Origin of the sequence: Oxobacter pfennigii (genome assembly GCF_001317355.1) — a bacterium.
Classification (GTDB): domain Bacteria; phylum Bacillota; class Clostridia; order Clostridiales; family Oxobacteraceae; genus Oxobacter; species Oxobacter pfennigii.
Window position 1 is genome coordinate 15,511 of record NZ_LKET01000028.1, and the last position, 16,614, is coordinate 32,124.

A 16,614-nucleotide genomic window follows, 5' to 3' on the forward strand; every position below is an offset into this window, starting at 1 on the left:
ATAACCTGGAGGTATACTATGTTAAAGTTTTCAGAGAGAGCTATAAATATGCAGTCTTCGCCAATAAGAAAGCTTGCGCCTCTTGCCGCAGCAGCCAAAAAGAAAGGTAAAAAAGTATATCATCTGAATATAGGTCAGCCGGATATTCATACACCTAAGGAGTTTTTCGATGCTGTAAGCAATTTGGATATGGGTGTTTTAAGCTATGTTGACTCCCAGGGCATCCCTGAGGCAATAAATAGTTTCAGAAAATATTATACAAACTGGGATATACATTTTGAAGAAGATGAAGTCTATGTTACAAACGGAGGCAGCGAAGCTTTACTCTTTGCCATCCTCGCTGTGTGTGACTACGGTGATGACATTTTGATGCCCGAGCCCTTTTACACCAATTATAACAGCTTTACATCCATAGCAGGAGTAAATATCGTTTCTTTCCCCACCAAAGCTGAAGCAGGCTTTCACTTGCCCGTTAAGGATATCATAACAAAATCCATTACTAAAAAAACCAGAGCTATATTGTTATCAAACCCCGGAAACCCTACAGGAGTTGTTTATACCAAAGAGGAATTATATTTAGTAGCTGAAATTGCAAAAGAATATGATCTCTTTATAATAGCCGATGAAGTTTATAGGGAATTTGTATATGACGGCCTTAAATATACAAGCTTTATGCATTTGCCGGAAATTAAGGACAGGGTAATACTGATTGACAGTATATCAAAGAGATACAGCGCCTGCGGTGCAAGGATTGGTTTAATGGCAACAAAAAACAGAGAATTATTGCCTTTGTTTTTAAAGTTATGTCAATCAAGGCTTTGTGCTTCTGCTCTGGATCAGATTGGTGCTGCAGCCCTTATAAATACGCCAAAGGAATATTTCGCTGAGGTTCTAGAAGAATATCAGGCTAGAAGAGATGTGGTTTATAATGCTTTAAGCAATATGAAAGGCGTTATATGCCAGAAACCAACAGGGGCATTTTATGTTGTTGCAAAGCTCCCCGTTGAAAACGCCGAAGATTACGTAAAATTCCTTCTGACGGATTTTGATGTGGATAACGAAACTGTTATGCTGGCCCCTGCAGAAGGCTTCTACTCAACAGAAGGTTTAGGAAAAGATGAAGTGAGAATCTCTTACTGCTTAAACTGTGAAGATTTAAAGAAAGCCATGAACGTTATAGAAAAAGGCCTTGAAGCCTTTAATAAATAAGAGCCCGCACGCTATAACAATCAGAGATTGCTAGCTGGCCCCGGGAACCTATGTTTGTGCAATAATAAAAATTTAGGAGCTGCTTTTGCGGCTCCTTTATAATTACGCTTTAAGTCTGGTCCATATTTACCAATATCTCATCTTTAATTTTACACAACCCGTTATTATAATGCCGGCACATGGTGCAATTAATGTTCTTTTCATCGCTGGTGGTGCCTGTCAAATTGCCCTCAGGCGAAAAATGGGAGCATTGCTGTGCGATTGCATTCATTTGTTCATAACTGTCCATGAAAAGTCACTTCCTTTAAGATTATTTTTCCTCATAACGGTGAAAATAATCACTTTTTTTAAAAGAAACTGACCTTTGAACTATTATAATTATATAAATACATGCCTAAGGAGCCTATTTTTGAAAAGCCTGTCTTTCTGTAAAGCCTTAAAGCTTTTTTATTTGATGAATCGACCGTAACGTAGGCTTCATTGAAATCCTTTCTCTTTATGAAATTAAGAGTGTGATTCAAAAGGAGCTTGGACAGTCCCAAACCTCGGTATTTGGTTATAATGCCGAAATTAACTATGTAAGGCTTGGTGTCGGGATGATTTTCGTATATAACCTGTGCATAACCTGCTATTTCATCATTATATTTAAGGAATATGCAGCCCTCTTCTAAAAAATAAATCTGTTTTTGTTCATGGAGTACATCCTCTATATTGAAGTCTTTATGGCCCTTTGCTCCTTTAAAAAGGTCATTTTGAATCCACATTCGAGTATACTCATCCCTGCCTTTTTTAAAGGTTTTAAAGCTTACATTGTCTGTAACGGGTACCCTTTTATAGCCATTCAAAAATATTTTCATATCGTAAATTTCCTGATCCATACTTAGATTAAGCTTGTCTGAAATTTCAAAATAGGGCTTGCTTTTATCTAAAAAAATCTGAGCGGTTTTATATTTCTTAAACAAAAAGCCTTTGTTTATGGATTCCAAAAGATAGGTGTAATTGGCTTTATTGCAGTAATTCTTTTCAATGAATATATCTTCTATATGCACTCTGTCTTTAATGCTGCTATCATCGATATCTTTATATAGAATGTATCCTTTTATTTTTTGGGATATCTTTAATAGCTTTATTTTTAATTTATTATTGCTTAATATGTCAGAATTAGCTCTTGTATTGCCATGTGCCATTGAATACAGTCTGTTAAAACTGTCGGTATAATTATCATTGTATTTTTCGACCTTTACCATAATCAATACCGCCTTTAATAAAATGAAACTTAAGTAAAATTGGGCTTTTTGCCAATAAGCAAATTATTAAAAATATTTATAAAATACCTGTTGACTATGTCATATTATAGCTGTATAATCATATTTGTTGTCGCTCATATGAGCTGCATAGCCGTAATATGTTATTTTTAATAATATATTATAACTAATGTGGCCCCTTGGTCAAGCGGTTAAGACACCGCCCTTTCACGGCGGTAACAGGGGTTCGAGTCCCCTAGGGGTCACCAATTTAATAAGGGCCTTTAGCTCAGTTGGTTAGAGCAACCGGCTCATAACCGGTTGGTCCGGGGTTCGAGTCCCTGAAGGCCCACCATTTTAGGCCAGATAGCTCAGTCGGTAGAGCAGTGGACTGAAAATCCACGTGTCGTTGGTTCGATTCCGACTCTGGCCACCAGAAAAAACCGCTAATAGCGGTTTTTTCAATTATATTCATCCTTATGGACGAGCGATATTCACTGACGCGAATGATATTGAACATGACGATAATATTCGCCGGGACGAATAAGGCTAATATAAATATCATCCTGCATCAGCAGAATATAATTACGCGCTATGTAATGGCACTGTAATATCATTTGCGAAACTAATATCATCTAACTCCCCTACCCCCTTTAAATTCCAGAGAGATTATTTAAAAAACATTATTGACTTATCAAATGAATTAATATATAATAAGTTTTGTCGTCAAACGAGGGCCTTTAGCTCAGTTGGTTAGAGCAACCGGCTCATAACCGGTTGGTCCGGGGTTCGAGTCCCTGAAGGCCCACCATTTGCTGGCATAGCTCAACAGGCAGAGCAGCTGACTTGTAATCAGCAGGTTGTTGGTTCAATTCCGACTGCCAGCTCCACACCACTAAATTTAATAAACATATTTTATGGAGGGATTCCCGAGTGGCCAAAGGGGGCAGACTGTAAATCTGTTATCGGACGATTTCGATGGTTCGAATCCATCTCCCTCCACCAGAAAAAACCGCTATTAGCGGTTTTTTTCAATTATATTCGTCCTGACGACGAGCGATATTCACCAGCATGAATGATATTGCCGATAGCAATGATATTCGCTGCCACGAATAAGACGAATATAATATAATTCTGCTTCACTATGAAGAAGTTTATAAGAATTTACAGCAAAATGCGTAGTACTTCGTAGATTATTAATATCATCTGTTAGAGCCGCTAAAAATAGCGCAAAAGCATAATCACCTGTACTCCCCCGCCCACTTTCTTACCTCTAGACACTTCTCATATGGCAATACCCATGTTTTAACCTCTTTTCCATCGTTATAGGCCAATGCCAGCTTATATTCCGTCTCTCCTCTCGTAATGCTCCAATCCTTGTGATTATAAAAAAGAAGCTTGTGATATGTATTGTCTTTCATTTCTATATTAATTGTAAAATGGATGGGATACTTCCAATCATAGGTCGGAAGGCTTTCTTCATTTATAATAAGTCTACCGTTGGAGCTGTTTATAATACAGCTTCAGCCAGATACAAATGCCGCCTGCACTTGATATTGAACAGCTAAAGGCAGCAAGCTTCGTTGATAAGAAAGAAAATCTAATACTTTATGGACTCGTGGGTACCGGCAAGTCGCATCTTGCAACTGCAATAGGAGTTGCAGCCTGCAGCAGCGGCAAGAGAGTGAGATTCTTCCGCACAGCATCATTGGTGAACCAACTTAGTGAATCCAAAGCAAAAGGTGAGCTGAAACGCTTCATGAAACTAATCGAGAAAACGGACCTATTGATATGTGATGAATGGGGTTATATACCCTTTGAAAAGGAAGGATCACAATTACTATTCCAAGTAATATCGGAATGCTATGAGAGAAGAAGCGTCATCATTACAACGAATTTAGAATTCAGCAAGTGGAATGGTATTTTCTATGACGAAAAGCTGACAAGCGCTATTATTGACAGGCTGGTTCATCACAGCCATCTGCTGGTTTATACAGGCCCAAGTCATAGGTTAACACACTCAACCATGAAATCCCAGTAATGGAAATGGGGTGCTCGGAAAATTAAGTTCCGGAATGTATGGAAAGGTACTTGCCAAAAACAATTAAAAGCTTCTCCTTCTTAAGCTTTGATATGACAGACATCACCCTATCCTCCCCTGTTTTGGTTTATGTCCTGAATAAAATATTATCCATTGGTATTCGGCAGATAATAAAGTTTGAACTCGGAATACCTTGGTACACCAATTATAAAATTTAGGTTGAATAATAAATGTACAAAGTAGCCAAGTTTATAAGTGAAATTAACCCTCCTCAGGAATTAAAAAAAGGCTTGTGTTATCAGCAAAGCCTTTTTATATATAATGTAATTATTTTTTTAAAATTATGAATTTGAAGATATGAATTTTGTGTGTTTCTTTAAGTACTTTTACAGACTTGACGCTTTTACTGAAACCGGCTGGTCAAAAAGGCCTCTTTTAACTTCAGTAGCTGTCATATGCTTGGCGTTGAACTTCTCAGTCAAGTAGTTGCATGCATCCCAAGGATTAATCCTGTCACCGCAGGTGAAAACGTCAACTGCAGCATAGCCTAGCTCAGGCCAAGTATGAATGGTAAGATGTGATTCTGATATTACGACAACCCCGCTTACCCCTTGTGGACTAAATTTATGAAACGCAACTTCACGTACTTCAGCACCTGCTTCCAAAGCTGAATCTACCATAATCCTCTCAATCAATTCCCTGTCGTTAAGTGTTTGTGGATTACATCCATAAATTTCTGCCAAAATATGACGGCCCAAAGTGTTCATCGTATTATCTTTGCCTCCTTTTCCAGACTATAGTAATAATTTATTAATTTTCAATAAGCTAATTCTATCAGAAACATGGAAAAAGTCAATACATTACATCAAAAATTTTACTTACCTTAAATAAAGTCATTCTAACTCGGTATTTCTCATTTTTACTCTGCTTTTTATCCAAAGTTATTAATATTTCAGGAATAATATATATTATGCCAAAGTATAAAAATGTTGAATACAAAATAAGACAATGAAAAATTCACTGTCTTATTTTATCAATTTAGTTTTAAAACTTAAAAATTATTCGCTTACTTTGCTGTCAATAACGTCCTGGATGGTTGTTTGAACTTCTTCTTTTGCTGCTTCTTCGAAAACTTCTACATCAACATTTTCGGTTTCTGCTGCATCTTTGATGCTAAGGCTCAATCTCTTGTTCTCTGCATTAATTTCGATTATCTTTGCAGTAACTGTCTCCCCTACCTTTAAGGCATCTTCCACTTTGTTTATTCTCTTATCGCTTATATTTGATATATGAACCAAACCGTCAAGGCCGGGCTCTATTTCAATGAAAGCTCCGAAGGAAGCTATTCTTACAACTTTGCCTGTAACAATATCCCCTATTTTAAATTTGCTGTCAATATCGCCCCAGGGTTCTGACAAGGTCTTTTTAAGGCTTAAGGATATGCGCTCCTTGTCTTTGTCAACGGAGAGAACATAAACTTCAACGGAATCTCCCTCTTTAACCACTTCGGATGGATGTTTTACCCTTCCCCAAGACAGCTCTGAAATATGGATAAGGCCGTCAACGCCGCCTAAATCAACAAAGGCACCAAAATCAGTAATTCTTATAACTTTGCCTGATATCACCTGACCAGCTTCAAGGTTTTCAAACAATGCTTTCTTTTTGTTTTTGATTTCCTCTCCTAAAACAGCTTTTCTTGAACCGATTACCCTTCTCTTTTCAGGATTGTATTCAGAGATTATGATATCAAATTCCTGTTTTAAGTATTGAGACATATCCTCAACATATCTTATATCCAGTTGTGAAGCAGGAATGAAAACCTGTACTCCCTTAACATCTGCAATTACTCCGCCCTTTACTATCTGGGCTACGCGAGCAGTAAGCTTTGTTTTACTTTTATGGGCCTCTTCAATATATTCTAGGCTTTTTTCAGCATCAACAAGCTTTTTGGATAAAAGTACGTTACCCTCACCATCATTAACCTTTAAGATATAAACATCAAGCTCATCTCCGGGATTTAAAATGTCTCTCGGTGAAACGTCGCCGCTTATGGTAAGTTCGGATCTTGGAATAAGGCCGTCTGCCTTATAACCGATATCTACTGAAGCTTCATCGTCATTAACATATATTATCTTACCTTTGACGATATCTCCCTGAGATATTTTCTTAAAGGTTTTCTCGTATTCATCCATAATGTTTTGTTCATTATTTTCCTCATTTATGTTTGTTAAATCACTCATTTTATCAATTGCCTCCTTTATTATCCAGTCAGGTGTTGAAGCACCTGCTGTTATGCCCAATGTTTTTACATTTTTTATTTTTTCAACATCCATTTCATTGATAGTTTCAATGTGGTATGTCTTATCACAATATTTTTTGCATATTTCCACCAGTTTTTTGGTATTGGAACTGTTGTATCCGCCTAGGACAATTAATGAATCACTTTTCTTTGCAATTTCTTCTGCTGATTTTTGCCTCTGCTCAGTGGCAGTGCAAATAGTATTAAAAACAATGATTTCTTTGGAAATTTTAAGAATTAAAGGTACCATCAACGCCCATTTATCCGAATTCATGGTGGTTTGGGATACAACGCATATTTTCGGGTATTTCGGCAGGTTATTAATTTCTTCCTCTGAATTTACTATAACTGCCGAATTATCGCACCATCCGTTGATTCCATGTACCTCCGGATGGGCAGGATCGCCTACTATAATAATTTGATAATTCTTATTATAATATTCCTCAACTTTTTTATGAATATATTCAACATAGGGACATGTTGCATCCACTATATCAACCTTTTTATCCCTCAATGTACCTATTACTTCCTTGGAAACACCGTGGGATCTTATGATAACAGTATCATTTTCCTTCAAATCTTCAATAGATGGCAGTGCAATAATGCCTTTTTGCTCCAATTCATTTACCACTGTACTATTATGGATTATGGGACCGTATGTATAAATTCTACCCCCTTTATCGTTAGTTGTTTTGTACACGGTAGATACTGCATTCTTTACACCGAAACAAAAGCCTGAATAATCTGCCACAATGATATTCAATTTAATCCCCCCAGATTGAGAGTTTAAGAGATGTCATAGTTTGGGTTTTATGATTTTTAAAATCTCCTCAACTACCATTTCTATGTCCTTGCCTGTTGTATCAACTACGGCGGCGTCATGAGCTTTTTTTAAGGGATTAAGTGCTCTTGTGCTGTCCAATTCATCCCTGGCTAATATTTCATTTTTAATTTCTCCAAGATTTGCATCCAATCCCTTTAATAAAATTTCCTTGTATCTTCGAACAGACCTCTCATCGGCAGAAGCAGTAAGAAATACCTTTACATCAGCATCTTTTAATACGTTTGTGCCGATATCCCGCCCATCCATAACAACACTTCTGTTTCTGGCAAACTCTCTTTGTAAATCCACCAGTTTTTTTCTTACCTGGGGTATGGCGGAAACGGAAGAAACCGTTCTATTAATGACCTGCTGCCTTATTTCATGAGTAACGTCTTTGTTGTTTAAAAATACTTTGTCATCCATAATGTCGATTTTTATATGTTTAAGGATTTCTTCAATCTTGTCAATATCTTCAATGGAAATATTCTTATTAAGAAGCTCTAAAGTGACAGCTCTATACATTGCACCAGTGTCTATATATAGGATTTGAAGCCTGTTGGCAATGATTCTGGCTATGGTGCTCTTGCCTGCACCTGCCGGACCATCTATCGCTACAACGATTTTATTCATTGCAAAACCTCCAGTGCAAATTTCACAAAAGTAGTTATTCTATATTTTTTATAAAAATCCTTTTTTTATATTACAGAAAATGCAATTTTAAATACAAGTTTAATTCAAAGAAGTCAAATCCGGCCTTAAAACTACAGCGCCTTCCATATATATATGTTTTACTTCTTTTTGAGAAATAACCTTGTTTGCATTAATTAATACCCTTATGCATCTTGTAAGGCTGCCCTCCACATACATTTCATTAAAACACATAAGCCCTGCGTTTGTAATGCCTAAACTTCTGGCAGCTACAGCTGGATAAGCAGATTTTAAATCTCTTGTGCATGTAAAAAAAATACTTATTATGTCATCGGTATTAAGGCTGTTCTTTTCTATTATGCTTTTAAGCAAATCCGAAGTAGCCTTGTAAATTTCCTCCTTGGTATCTTCCTTTACAGTTATCGCTCCTCTGATGGCAATCAATTAAAACACTCCCCTATACTTAAAATTTTAAGCATTCAGACCGGCACAGTACCCGGTGGAAAATGCTATCTGTAAGTTAAAACCGCCGGTTAATCCGTCTACATCTATAACTTCACCGGCAAAATACAAGCCTTTAACAATTTTTGATTCCATGGTTGAAGGATTTATCTCCTTTACGCTGACTCCTCCTGCCGTTACTATCGCCTCTTTAATAGGCCTGGTACAGGTAATGGTAAGGGTTAAATTTTGAAGGAGCTTAACTAAACTAATACGCTCATCTCTTGTTATCTGATTTACTTCCTTGTTTTCATGGATTCCGCTCAACTCTATTATGACAGGAATCATCTTTTGAGGCAGGAGGCTATCTAAAGAGTTTTTGAACATTTTGTTTGAGTAAATTTCAAAATCCTTCTGTACTCTTTTGTCGAGCTGTTCAAAGGTTAATCCCGGCTTTAAATTAATGGAAAGTTTAACCTCATCGGGTAGCCTGTCGACTACGAATCTGCTGGCAGATAATATGATGGGTCCCGATACTCCAAAATGGGTGAATATCATCTCCCCTAGTTGCTCAAAAATCACTTTGTTTTTAAATGATACATTGACTGAAGCATTTTTAAGAGAGAGACCTTGAAGCTTTTTAACCCATTCTTCCTTTGCAGTTAATGGGATAAGAGAAGGCCTTATTTTAGTTACAGTATGTCCAGCCTTTTTCGCAAATTTATATCCATCGCCGGTAGAGCCGGTCAATGGATAGGACATTCCGCCGGTGGCAATAATTACGGAGTCGCATGGAAGCTCTCTGTTATTTAAAATTACGCCCTTTATTTCATTATTCACAATAATTATATCACTAACTTCACTGTTGAACATAATGTTTACATCATGCTTCTTTAAATGGTTTTCAAAAGCTTTGATAATATCGCTGGATTTATCGGATTCAGGGAAAACTCTGTTTCCCCGTTCGATTTTTAATTTAACGCCCATATCTTCTATCATATTCATCAAATCATGGTTTGAAAATGTATACAGGGCACTGTATAAAAAGCTGCTGTTTCCGGGTATGTTGCTCATTATTTCCTCTATTTCAAGGGAAGTAGTGATATTGCACCTTCCCTTCCCGGTTATATATACCTTTTTACCCAGCTTTTCATTCTTTTCTATCAAAATAACCTTTTTGCCTTCCTTTGCAGCAATTAAAGAAGCCATCATACCGGCAGCACCGCCGCCAATAACTATAATATTATTCAAATCATTAACCTCCAAGATAAAGGCGTCATTATTAAAATTATTGTTTCCTGATTTTATTTATATAATTTAAAAAACGGTGGTTTTATACACCGTTTATGTCTCTTATCAAAGCCGGAACTTATATAAAGCCGTCCCTTTCCGCATATACTTTTTGCTCATCCCATATGCGCTCAAGTTTTTCAAAGGTATTGGAGGTTTTATCCTTCTCCCTTAACCCTACAGCAATTATGAGTGCATTTATAACGCTTAAGGGAGCAACAAGAGAATCAACAAAAGATGCCATATTGCTTTGGGCAAGCAAGGTATAGTCTGCATCCGCCGATAAAGGTGAAAGAAGGCTGTCAGTCAATGCAATGGCCGTAGCCCCGTTATTTTTAGCATACCTTAATGCTTCTATGGTTCTGCTTGAATATCTGGGGAAGCCGATACCTATAAAAAGGTCGTTTTCATCCAGCCTTAAAAGCTGCTCAAAGGCATCGCTTACACCATAGTTTACCACCCTTACATTATCCAGTATGAGATTTAAATAAAATCCAAGGAAATCCGCCAGAGCAGTTGAACTCCGAAGTCCCATTATGTATATTCTGCGGGCTTTTAGAATTCTGTTTATTACCTCTTCAAAGGTGTTGCTGTTTATCTTCTCCAAAGTGCCTCTTATGTTGTCAATATCGGCTTTTAATACATTTTTAAGTGCATTTTCTTCGCTTATGAAATCGCTTGAAAGTTCTATTCTCTGGATGGTGGTGAGCTTGGTTTTAATGAGCTCCTGCAATGCCTTCTGAAGCTTGGGATAACCGTTATATCCCAGCTCATCGGCAAACCTTACCACTGTTGATTCACTGACCCCTACACTGTTTCCCAATTTGGAAGCAGTCATAAAGGCGGCCTTGTCATAATGCTTTAGTATAAACTCGGCAATCAGCTTTTGACCTTTACTCATACGCTGGAATTTCGACTGTATAAGTTTTATGAGATCCTGATTATCTTCCATGCTCATCTTCCTTTAAAATTATTTTGCCTACATATCTATAAAATAACAGAAAATTGCAGCTAATTTCAATAAAATGCAATATTCAATTCATTTTAACATTACAAGGCTACAATTTCAACAATGCAAGGAGTTATTCTTCGTATATTGTTATCACCTGCTTATTGTCCTTTATAGCCATTCCGAAAATAAGATTTTTATGCTTCAGTGATTTGTTTAAAAAGTCCACAATCTCATAAAGTTTAGGATTTCCCTCATATATTTTTTGACCGATTACATTTAATTGTTCCTTTTCCATTCTTACTCCTTCATAAACCATTTGCTGATTTTATTTATATATTCATATTTTGTCAGCTCAAAATGCATGGGTGTTACGGAAACATAGTTATTTTCAACAGCGTATATATCTGTGGCGTTATTGTTTTCCGTCTTTACTATATCCCCTGTAAGCCAGTAGTGAATATTGCCTTGTGGGTCTAACCTCTCTTCATAGTTGTTATTATATTTTCTGTCCCCTAAGCTGGTTGCTATAATTCCTTTTATCTCATCTTTTTTAACAGGCGGGACGTTTACATTTAGAACAGTGCCTGGAAGAAATTTTTCGGATAAATATTTTCTATATATTTCATAAGCATAATGGGCAGCTGCATCATAATCCCGGCTGCCATTGCCCTGGGACAGAGAAATTGCAATTGAAGGAATGCCTAAGAGCGCTCCTTCTATAGCTGCAGATACCGTTCCGGAATATAAAACATCACTACCTAAATTGCCTCCGTCGTTTATGCCGGATAATACTACATCAAACTTTTCTTCAGCAAATTTCTCATAGGCCAGTTTTACACAATCTACGGGAGTCCCGGAGACTGCATAGGCCTTACAGTTTAAGTTATAAAAGCTGTATTGCAAAACCGTTATGGGACCATGCATTGTTATGGAATGGGAGCAGGCGCTTCTTTGTCTGTCGGGGGCTGAAATTACTACATTTCCTTCATGTATGAATTGTTTTGTCAAAGCATAAATGCCTGGTGAATCTATGCCGTCATCATTGGTTATTAATATATTCATAATTAACCATCCTTTCAGTTAATAATATTACTATGACTCAGAAATAATTTGCACTATACATTATTATAATCAATTTTAGCAAGTTTAGGAGGCAAAAAATGATTCTCATTGATGATGCGGGAAGCGGTTCCTTAGTTGGCGGTACATTAATAGGCTTGTTAAGGGTAGAAACCAAAGAATTTTATTCTGAGGTAATACCAATAAAGCTCTATAATCAGAATAATTTTGAAAAGAAGCATTATCTTTCATATACAACGGATATAGTAAAAAGGGCTTTTAAGCATCTGAACGTGGAAAAGGATGAGAATGTTCACATATGCAGAGGCTACATGTTTGATGATGTGAGAAAATATTTTGCTGAAAACAATATATTATATGAGGACGCAAAAATAGAAGATCCCCTTCAATCTTTAATAGAAGGGTCTTTTGAAGATTACGTAGTTACCTTGGGACTCCCCAGAAACTATATAAAATTTACCAAATACCCCTTCCATTTTCACCGGCTGTTAAGGTGGATATATGCGGATTACACCAACCGGTCAAAGCTTTGCAAAACAGGATGGAAAAGCTGGCAAAAGTACAGCAATTTGAAAGTTAAGACATATACGGATACAGTCTATACCAATAATTATTACTGCTTGAAATGCGGCAAAAAAATAAACCGGTCAAGCAGCGTAAAGGTTATAGAATATGTCTCAAATATGCCAAATACTATTTATCTTCATAAGACATGTCCCTGACCTTTTCTATTACTATTAATAATGGTGGATTATTTATCTGGTTTACAAATTGGCTGCTGATTACGGTAAAAAGCTTTGGATTAATGCTCCCAATGAATTTATACAGTGCATCTTTTTCATAGTCTCCGCCTTCATGTCCGTAATATACAACAATTACAGCAATTCCACCCGGTGACAGCAATTTTAATGTTTTTTGAAGGGAAGTAATGGTACTCATAGGCGAAGTTATAATTTTATGGTTACCTCCCGGTAAATATCCTAAATTAAATACAACGCCTTGGATTTCCTCTTTAATATATAAATCAAGATTTTCGTGACCGTCTTTAATCAAGGTGTAGTTTTCATAGGGTGAGTTTTCTTTAAGCCTGATTTTAGTGTTGTTTATTGCAATATCCTGTATATCAAAGCAATAGAGCTTTCCACTTTCTCCGATTATTTGGCTTAGAAACAGGGAATCATGGCCGTTTCCGCAGGTCGCATCAATTACTCTGTCTCCTTCTTTTATGGAGTCTTTAAAAATAAATCTTGATAATGTCAACGCATTTTTATATTTAAAGTTCATAGGTATCCCCTTTTACAAAGTACGCAAATAATTTATTTCTTCTTCAGATAAATACCGCCATTTTCCCAAAGCTAAATCATTAAGTTTAAGATTACCTATAGCAGCCCGTTTTAAATTTTTAACCTCATGTCCTATGGCACTGCACATTTTTCTTACCTGACGGTTTTTCCCTTCATGTATGGTAATTTCAAGGATGGCGGTACTTTTATTTTTATCAATTATATTTACCTGAGCAGGGGATGTAACATAATCTTCTATGGGAATACCCTGCCTTAACTTATCAAGCTTTGATTCATCAGGTATACCTATGACTTCTGCAATATAGGTCTTGTTTACTTCATGGGCGGGATGCGTCAGCTTATAAGTCAAGTCCCCGTCGTTTGTCAATATCAAGAGACCTGAAGTGTCATAATCTAAGCGACCTACGGGATAGACACGGATTGAAATCCCACTTATCAAATCCGTCACTTTTTTTCTGTTAAACTGTTCCTTGGTTGTTGTTATGTAGCCGCAGGGCTTATTTAATATTATATAAACCTTTTCACCATTAATAGTTATAACCTTATCTTTGTAGCTTATAACATCCTTTTTACTGTCTATCTTTATCCCCATATCTGTAACAGTTACTCCGTTTACTTTTATAGTACCTTCCTTTATAAGCTCTTCGCACTTTCGGCGGGATGCTATTCCGCTTCTTGCCAAAAATTTTTGAAGCCTTTCCTCCAAAAAAATCACCCTTTGTTTTAATTTATATATTATTATATCATGAATTTTACTAGTAAAATTCATGTCACAATAAATCCAGAAAAGATTTATTATATCATAAAATTTGCGGAGCAAATTTTATGCCAGATGATTTCAAATGGCTTCGCCATTAGAAATCATTATATCAATTAGTTATTTTAACATAATGAAGGTAGAATAAAAAACAAGGAAGCTTAATATTTAAAGCTCCCTTTATAAAATCATACTATTTTTTCTTTATATATATTGAGAAGTCCTATCCGCTCAATTCTCTCCTTTATTTTCTCGTTATCGGTGGTGTAGAGATTAAGATCTTTCATCCTTTGAAAATAATCTGCACCCGCAAAGGTATATCTGGTTTTTAAGCCTTCAGGAGTTTTAACCATTTGGTTTGCAAAAGAAATGATATCTCCTATGGCAGTATTGTGAGGAAGCTCTAAAAGAGGTATTCCCAGTGCCAGGCGAACAGAATTATGGCCTGCTAAGGATCCCGTTGCCATGGCTTCTGTGTGGCCTACAAAAAGCCCGGATTTTTCACCGGCGCATAAAAGGTTATCCAAACCCTCCACCTTCATTCCGTTGTTTCTGGGAGCCATAGACAAGTATCTTATGGAATTCCCTTTGCCTCCGGAATAAGGATCCACATACCTTGCCCGCTCTAATCCTTTAACCTTTCTCAGCTTTTCAATGGGATAATACGTGGTCATAAGCTTTGCATAGCCGGTATCCAGCAAGATGATGTTTTCGGCGTACTCATCCAGCGCATATTGCTGGCACACCTTAACTTTCAATTTATCCATATTAATATCCTCTTTGGGAACAGGTAAAATAACAACTCCTTCACTATTTAGCTTTTCAACTATTTCATCGCTTAAGGACTCTTTGCATAGTTCGCAGGAGCCGCTGAAGGCTCCGTAGCTTTCATCTCCTCGTTGACCTAATAAATCCTCAATGCCCGCTCTCTTGCTTATACTTACTCTGGGGCCGAAGGATGGGCAGCGCAATATGCACATGGAGCATCCATTACCGTATCTTAAACAATTTCCCATAGGCCCGGTGGAGCCGGTGGTTTCAATAAAGATGTCACCTTCAATATATTCTCCGGTTGCAAGATAGACTCCTTTTATTTTGCCTTTGTCCTTATTGACATCTACGACCCTTGCCATATACATAATATTTATATCCTTTGAGATAAGTAAATTCTGCATCATGGGGCCAACTTTTGTTACGTCATATAAGCTGGCATGATTATGGCCGGGAAAGTTCACCTTTGTATGCAAGGAGGCTTTGTCTGTTATTTCAAGCAGTTCTCCTGCACCTAAGTTTATTATCTCTTCGGCAGCAGTATATCTTCCGTTATTCCTCATTATGCCCCCTACGTTTCCCAGGCCTAAAATCATATCGGTCTTTTCAAGAATGGTTACATCGGCACCGGCATATTTTGCAGTCAATGCCGAGGCGCATCCCGACCATCCTCCGCCTATTACAACAACCTTAATCATCTATATATACCTCCTAGGATTTCCTCAGGGTCAGCTTGAGCCTTGCAGGCTTTTATTCTCTTCCCATCCTTCAATCTGGTATTGCAGCTTCCGCAAATACCCTCACCGCAGCATATATTAGCATTATTTGTACATGCTAAAAGTATGTCTTTTGAAAATGAATTTTTAATTTCTATTATTTCTTTGTGAATTATATCTGTGCCTCCGCTGAAAATTAGATCTATATCCTTTTCATTTATAGTTTCTTTTATAAAAGCAGAAGCAGCTGATGAAATGGACCTATTTTCCATGATTGACATTTCTTTTATTTCACAGCCTAATTTATCGAAGTATTCTTTAGAAATTGAAGTATTCGATGTGCCTTCATCAAATATTACATATACATTGTTATTTGAAAACTTAAGTTTTTTAGCCACGCCTACGGAAGGTGCCTGAGCTATGCCTCTTACTACCATAAGACAGTTCTTGTTTGAAACCTTTTTTAAATTTTTAAGCCCCATTATTCCATTCCAATATGGGCCTCTTATCTGAAATGAATCTAAAGTTTTTTGAAAAATCTTAGTTTTTATCCCCCTGACTTGAATAAGTAAATCTATGGTTCCATTTATTTCATCTGCATACATTACCGACATAGGAGTATTAAAAAACTCAGGGTAATTGCTGTTTTTTATAAATATATATGAACCCGGCTGGTTAAGCTCTCTAGCGAGGGTCCGAGAAACTTTAAGCTTAATAAAAATTACTTTTTCATTAAGCATGAAAATGTTCAAAACAGAAGCGTTTATATTTTCTCTGGAGTCCTTTCGCCTGCTGCCGTTCCAGATGTATTCCTGATATATGCACACGCCCTTCCAGTTTATACAGTCACAGAAAAGCTTGCCCTGAAGCTGGGAGCATATTAGACAGTCATTGGTTTCGGAAAGATAACAAGGGCAATAATCGGTCCCTGCATCTACACAGTCTACTGACTCATAAGTCATTAATTTCCCCCCCAAAAATACCTTTTATATTAGGATATTTATAATCGAAATTTCTGTTACAAGAAAAAAAGCAATGA

The 16,614-nt window shown here is 36.8% G+C and carries 17 protein-coding genes, 6 tRNA genes and 1 pseudogene; 9 read left to right on the forward strand and 15 right to left on the reverse strand.

The genetic code is table 11. The features are described from left to right. Positions 1 to 18: 18 nt before the first annotated feature. Positions 19 to 1,209: a pyridoxal phosphate-dependent aminotransferase gene (locus OXPF_RS06560; protein ID WP_054874412.1), complete on the forward strand. Its 1,191-nt coding sequence runs from the start codon at positions 19 to 21 to the stop codon at positions 1,207 to 1,209. A 109-nt stretch (positions 1,210 to 1,318) separates the two neighbouring features. Here the strand turns inward: OXPF_RS06560 and OXPF_RS06565 are convergent, their stop codons facing one another. Both OXPF_RS06565 and OXPF_RS06570 read right to left on the reverse strand, forming a co-directional pair. Beyond that, the gene (locus OXPF_RS06565) at positions 1,319 to 1,498 is read right to left on the reverse strand and encodes a hypothetical protein (protein WP_054874413.1); all 180 of its coding nucleotides are present in this window, start codon (positions 1,496 to 1,498) and stop codon (positions 1,319 to 1,321) included. A 58-nt stretch (positions 1,499 to 1,556) separates the two neighbouring features. After that, the gene (locus tag OXPF_RS06570) at positions 1,557 to 2,456 is read right to left on the reverse strand and encodes a GNAT family N-acetyltransferase (protein WP_054874414.1); all 900 of its coding nucleotides are present in this window, start codon (positions 2,454 to 2,456) and stop codon (positions 1,557 to 1,559) included. A 191-nt stretch (positions 2,457 to 2,647) separates the two neighbouring features. On the opposite strand from OXPF_RS06570, the gene OXPF_RS06575 reads away from it, so the two are divergent. From OXPF_RS06575 to OXPF_RS06600, 6 genes are all read left to right on the forward strand, one after another. Next, positions 2,648 to 2,722 (forward strand) — tRNA-Glu (locus tag OXPF_RS06575). Between the two features lie 9 nt (positions 2,723 to 2,731). Beyond that, positions 2,732 to 2,808, forward strand: a tRNA-Ile gene (locus OXPF_RS06580). Between the two features lie 5 nt (positions 2,809 to 2,813). After that, positions 2,814 to 2,889, forward strand: a tRNA-Phe gene (locus tag OXPF_RS06585). A 298-nt stretch (positions 2,890 to 3,187) separates the two neighbouring features. Then, positions 3,188 to 3,264, forward strand: a tRNA-Ile gene (locus OXPF_RS06590). 3 nt (positions 3,265 to 3,267) lie between these two features. Next, positions 3,268 to 3,343: transfer RNA gene (locus OXPF_RS06595), tRNA-Thr, on the forward strand. A gap of 29 nt (positions 3,344 to 3,372) precedes the next feature. After that, positions 3,373 to 3,458, forward strand: a tRNA-Tyr gene (locus OXPF_RS06600). Between the two features lie 236 nt (positions 3,459 to 3,694). Here OXPF_RS06600 and OXPF_RS22390 read toward each other — a convergent pair. After that, positions 3,695 to 3,874, reverse strand: coding sequence for a hypothetical protein (locus OXPF_RS22390; RefSeq protein WP_054874415.1), 180 nt, complete (start codon positions 3,872 to 3,874; stop codon positions 3,695 to 3,697). 107 nt (positions 3,875 to 3,981) lie between these two features. On the opposite strand from OXPF_RS22390, the pseudogene istB reads away from it, so the two are divergent. Next, positions 3,982 to 4,494, forward strand: a pseudogene (istB, locus tag OXPF_RS06610) (IS21-like element helper ATPase IstB); the annotation flags it as partial. Positions 4,495 to 4,880: 386 nt separating this feature from the next. Here the strand turns inward: istB and speD are convergent. From speD to surE, 8 genes are all read right to left on the reverse strand, one after another. Continuing rightward, positions 4,881 to 5,261, reverse strand: coding sequence for an adenosylmethionine decarboxylase (speD, locus tag OXPF_RS06615; RefSeq protein WP_054874416.1), 381 nt, complete (start codon positions 5,259 to 5,261; stop codon positions 4,881 to 4,883). 291 nt (positions 5,262 to 5,552) lie between these two features. Further along, entirely contained in the window at positions 5,553 to 7,556 is a 2,004-nt protein-coding gene (locus OXPF_RS06620; protein WP_054874417.1) for a bifunctional 4-hydroxy-3-methylbut-2-enyl diphosphate reductase/30S ribosomal protein S1, read from the reverse strand. A 33-nt stretch (positions 7,557 to 7,589) separates the two neighbouring features. Continuing rightward, positions 7,590 to 8,246: a (d)CMP kinase gene (gene cmk, locus OXPF_RS06625; protein ID WP_054874418.1), complete on the reverse strand. Its 657-nt coding sequence runs from the start codon at positions 8,244 to 8,246 to the stop codon at positions 7,590 to 7,592. A 99-nt stretch (positions 8,247 to 8,345) separates the two neighbouring features. Beyond that, the gene (aroH, locus tag OXPF_RS06630; protein WP_054874419.1) at positions 8,346 to 8,708 is read right to left on the reverse strand and encodes a chorismate mutase; all 363 of its coding nucleotides are present in this window, start codon (positions 8,706 to 8,708) and stop codon (positions 8,346 to 8,348) included. A 27-nt stretch (positions 8,709 to 8,735) separates the two neighbouring features. After that, the gene (locus OXPF_RS06635; protein ID WP_083479730.1) at positions 8,736 to 9,956 is read right to left on the reverse strand and encodes a BaiN/RdsA family NAD(P)/FAD-dependent oxidoreductase; all 1,221 of its coding nucleotides are present in this window, start codon (positions 9,954 to 9,956) and stop codon (positions 8,736 to 8,738) included. 118 nt (positions 9,957 to 10,074) lie between these two features. After that, positions 10,075 to 10,947, reverse strand: coding sequence for a MurR/RpiR family transcriptional regulator (locus tag OXPF_RS06640; RefSeq protein WP_054874420.1), 873 nt, complete (start codon positions 10,945 to 10,947; stop codon positions 10,075 to 10,077). A gap of 130 nt (positions 10,948 to 11,077) precedes the next feature. Continuing rightward, on the reverse strand, positions 11,078 to 11,242 hold the full coding sequence (locus tag OXPF_RS21670; RefSeq protein ID WP_083479731.1) for a DUF4264 family protein: 165 nt from the start codon (positions 11,240 to 11,242) through the stop codon (positions 11,078 to 11,080). A gap of 2 nt (positions 11,243 to 11,244) precedes the next feature. Continuing rightward, positions 11,245 to 12,009 (reverse strand): 5'/3'-nucleotidase SurE, encoded by a 765-nt coding sequence (surE, locus tag OXPF_RS06645; protein WP_054874421.1) that lies wholly within the window; start codon positions 12,007 to 12,009, stop codon positions 11,245 to 11,247. Positions 12,010 to 12,107: 98 nt separating this feature from the next. On the opposite strand from surE, the gene OXPF_RS06650 reads away from it, so the two are divergent. Further along, the gene (locus OXPF_RS06650) at positions 12,108 to 12,749 is read left to right on the forward strand and encodes a hypothetical protein (RefSeq protein ID WP_054874422.1); all 642 of its coding nucleotides are present in this window, start codon (positions 12,108 to 12,110) and stop codon (positions 12,747 to 12,749) included. On the opposite strand, the gene mnmM is transcribed toward OXPF_RS06650, so the two are convergent. The 4 genes from mnmM to OXPF_RS06670 all read right to left on the reverse strand — a co-directional run bounded on the left by mnmM (position 12,721) and on the right by OXPF_RS06670 (position 16,537). After that, the gene (gene mnmM, locus OXPF_RS06655) at positions 12,721 to 13,311 is read right to left on the reverse strand and encodes a tRNA 5-(aminomethyl)-2-thiouridylate-methyltransferase MnmM (protein ID WP_054874423.1); all 591 of its coding nucleotides are present in this window, start codon (positions 13,309 to 13,311) and stop codon (positions 12,721 to 12,723) included. The two genes, OXPF_RS06650 and mnmM, sit on opposite strands and share 29 nt — an antisense overlap. Positions 13,312 to 13,323: 12 nt before the next feature. Beyond that, positions 13,324 to 14,037: a pseudouridine synthase gene (locus tag OXPF_RS06660; RefSeq protein WP_054874646.1), complete on the reverse strand. Its 714-nt coding sequence runs from the start codon at positions 14,035 to 14,037 to the stop codon at positions 13,324 to 13,326. A gap of 239 nt (positions 14,038 to 14,276) precedes the next feature. Next, positions 14,277 to 15,554 carry an FAD-dependent oxidoreductase gene (locus OXPF_RS06665; RefSeq protein ID WP_201779690.1) on the reverse strand — a complete coding sequence of 426 codons (1,278 nt, stop codon included), beginning with the start codon at positions 15,552 to 15,554 and terminating at the stop codon, positions 14,277 to 14,279. Beyond that, a complete protein-coding gene (locus OXPF_RS06670; RefSeq protein ID WP_054874425.1) occupies positions 15,554 to 16,537 on the reverse strand; it encodes a sulfide/dihydroorotate dehydrogenase-like FAD/NAD-binding protein in 984 nt (327 codons plus the stop codon). The genes OXPF_RS06665 and OXPF_RS06670 overlap by 1 nt, the downstream gene beginning before the upstream one ends. Positions 16,538 to 16,614: the final 77 nt, after the last annotated feature.

Bases quoted from the DNA above. Each gene is read 5' to 3' on its own strand.
- OXPF_RS06560 (WP_054874412.1), top strand. From the start codon at position 19: ATGTTAAAGTTTTCAGAGAGAGCTATAAATATGCAGTCTTCGCCAATA.
- OXPF_RS06565 (WP_054874413.1), bottom strand. From the start codon at position 1,498: ATGGACAGTTATGAACAAATGAATGCAATCGCACAGCAATGCTCCCAT.
- OXPF_RS06570 (WP_054874414.1), bottom strand. From the start codon at position 2,456: ATGGTAAAGGTCGAAAAATACAATGATAATTATACCGACAGTTTTAAC.
- OXPF_RS22390 (WP_054874415.1), bottom strand. From the start codon at position 3,874: ATGAAAGACAATACATATCACAAGCTTCTTTTTTATAATCACAAGGAT.
- speD (WP_054874416.1), bottom strand. From the start codon at position 5,261: ATGAACACTTTGGGCCGTCATATTTTGGCAGAAATTTATGGATGTAAT.
- cmk (WP_054874418.1), bottom strand. From the start codon at position 8,246: ATGAATAAAATCGTTGTAGCGATAGATGGTCCGGCAGGTGCAGGCAAG.
- OXPF_RS06640 (WP_054874420.1), bottom strand. From the start codon at position 10,947: ATGGAAGATAATCAGGATCTCATAAAACTTATACAGTCGAAATTCCAG.
- OXPF_RS21670 (WP_083479731.1), bottom strand. From the start codon at position 11,242: ATGGAAAAGGAACAATTAAATGTAATCGGTCAAAAAATATATGAGGGA.
- surE (WP_054874421.1), bottom strand. From the start codon at position 12,009: ATGAATATATTAATAACCAATGATGACGGCATAGATTCACCAGGCATT.
- OXPF_RS06650 (WP_054874422.1), top strand. From the start codon at position 12,108: ATGATTCTCATTGATGATGCGGGAAGCGGTTCCTTAGTTGGCGGTACA.
- mnmM (WP_054874423.1), bottom strand. From the start codon at position 13,311: ATGAACTTTAAATATAAAAATGCGTTGACATTATCAAGATTTATTTTT.
- OXPF_RS06670 (WP_054874425.1), bottom strand. From the start codon at position 16,537: ATGACTTATGAGTCAGTAGACTGTGTAGATGCAGGGACCGATTATTGC.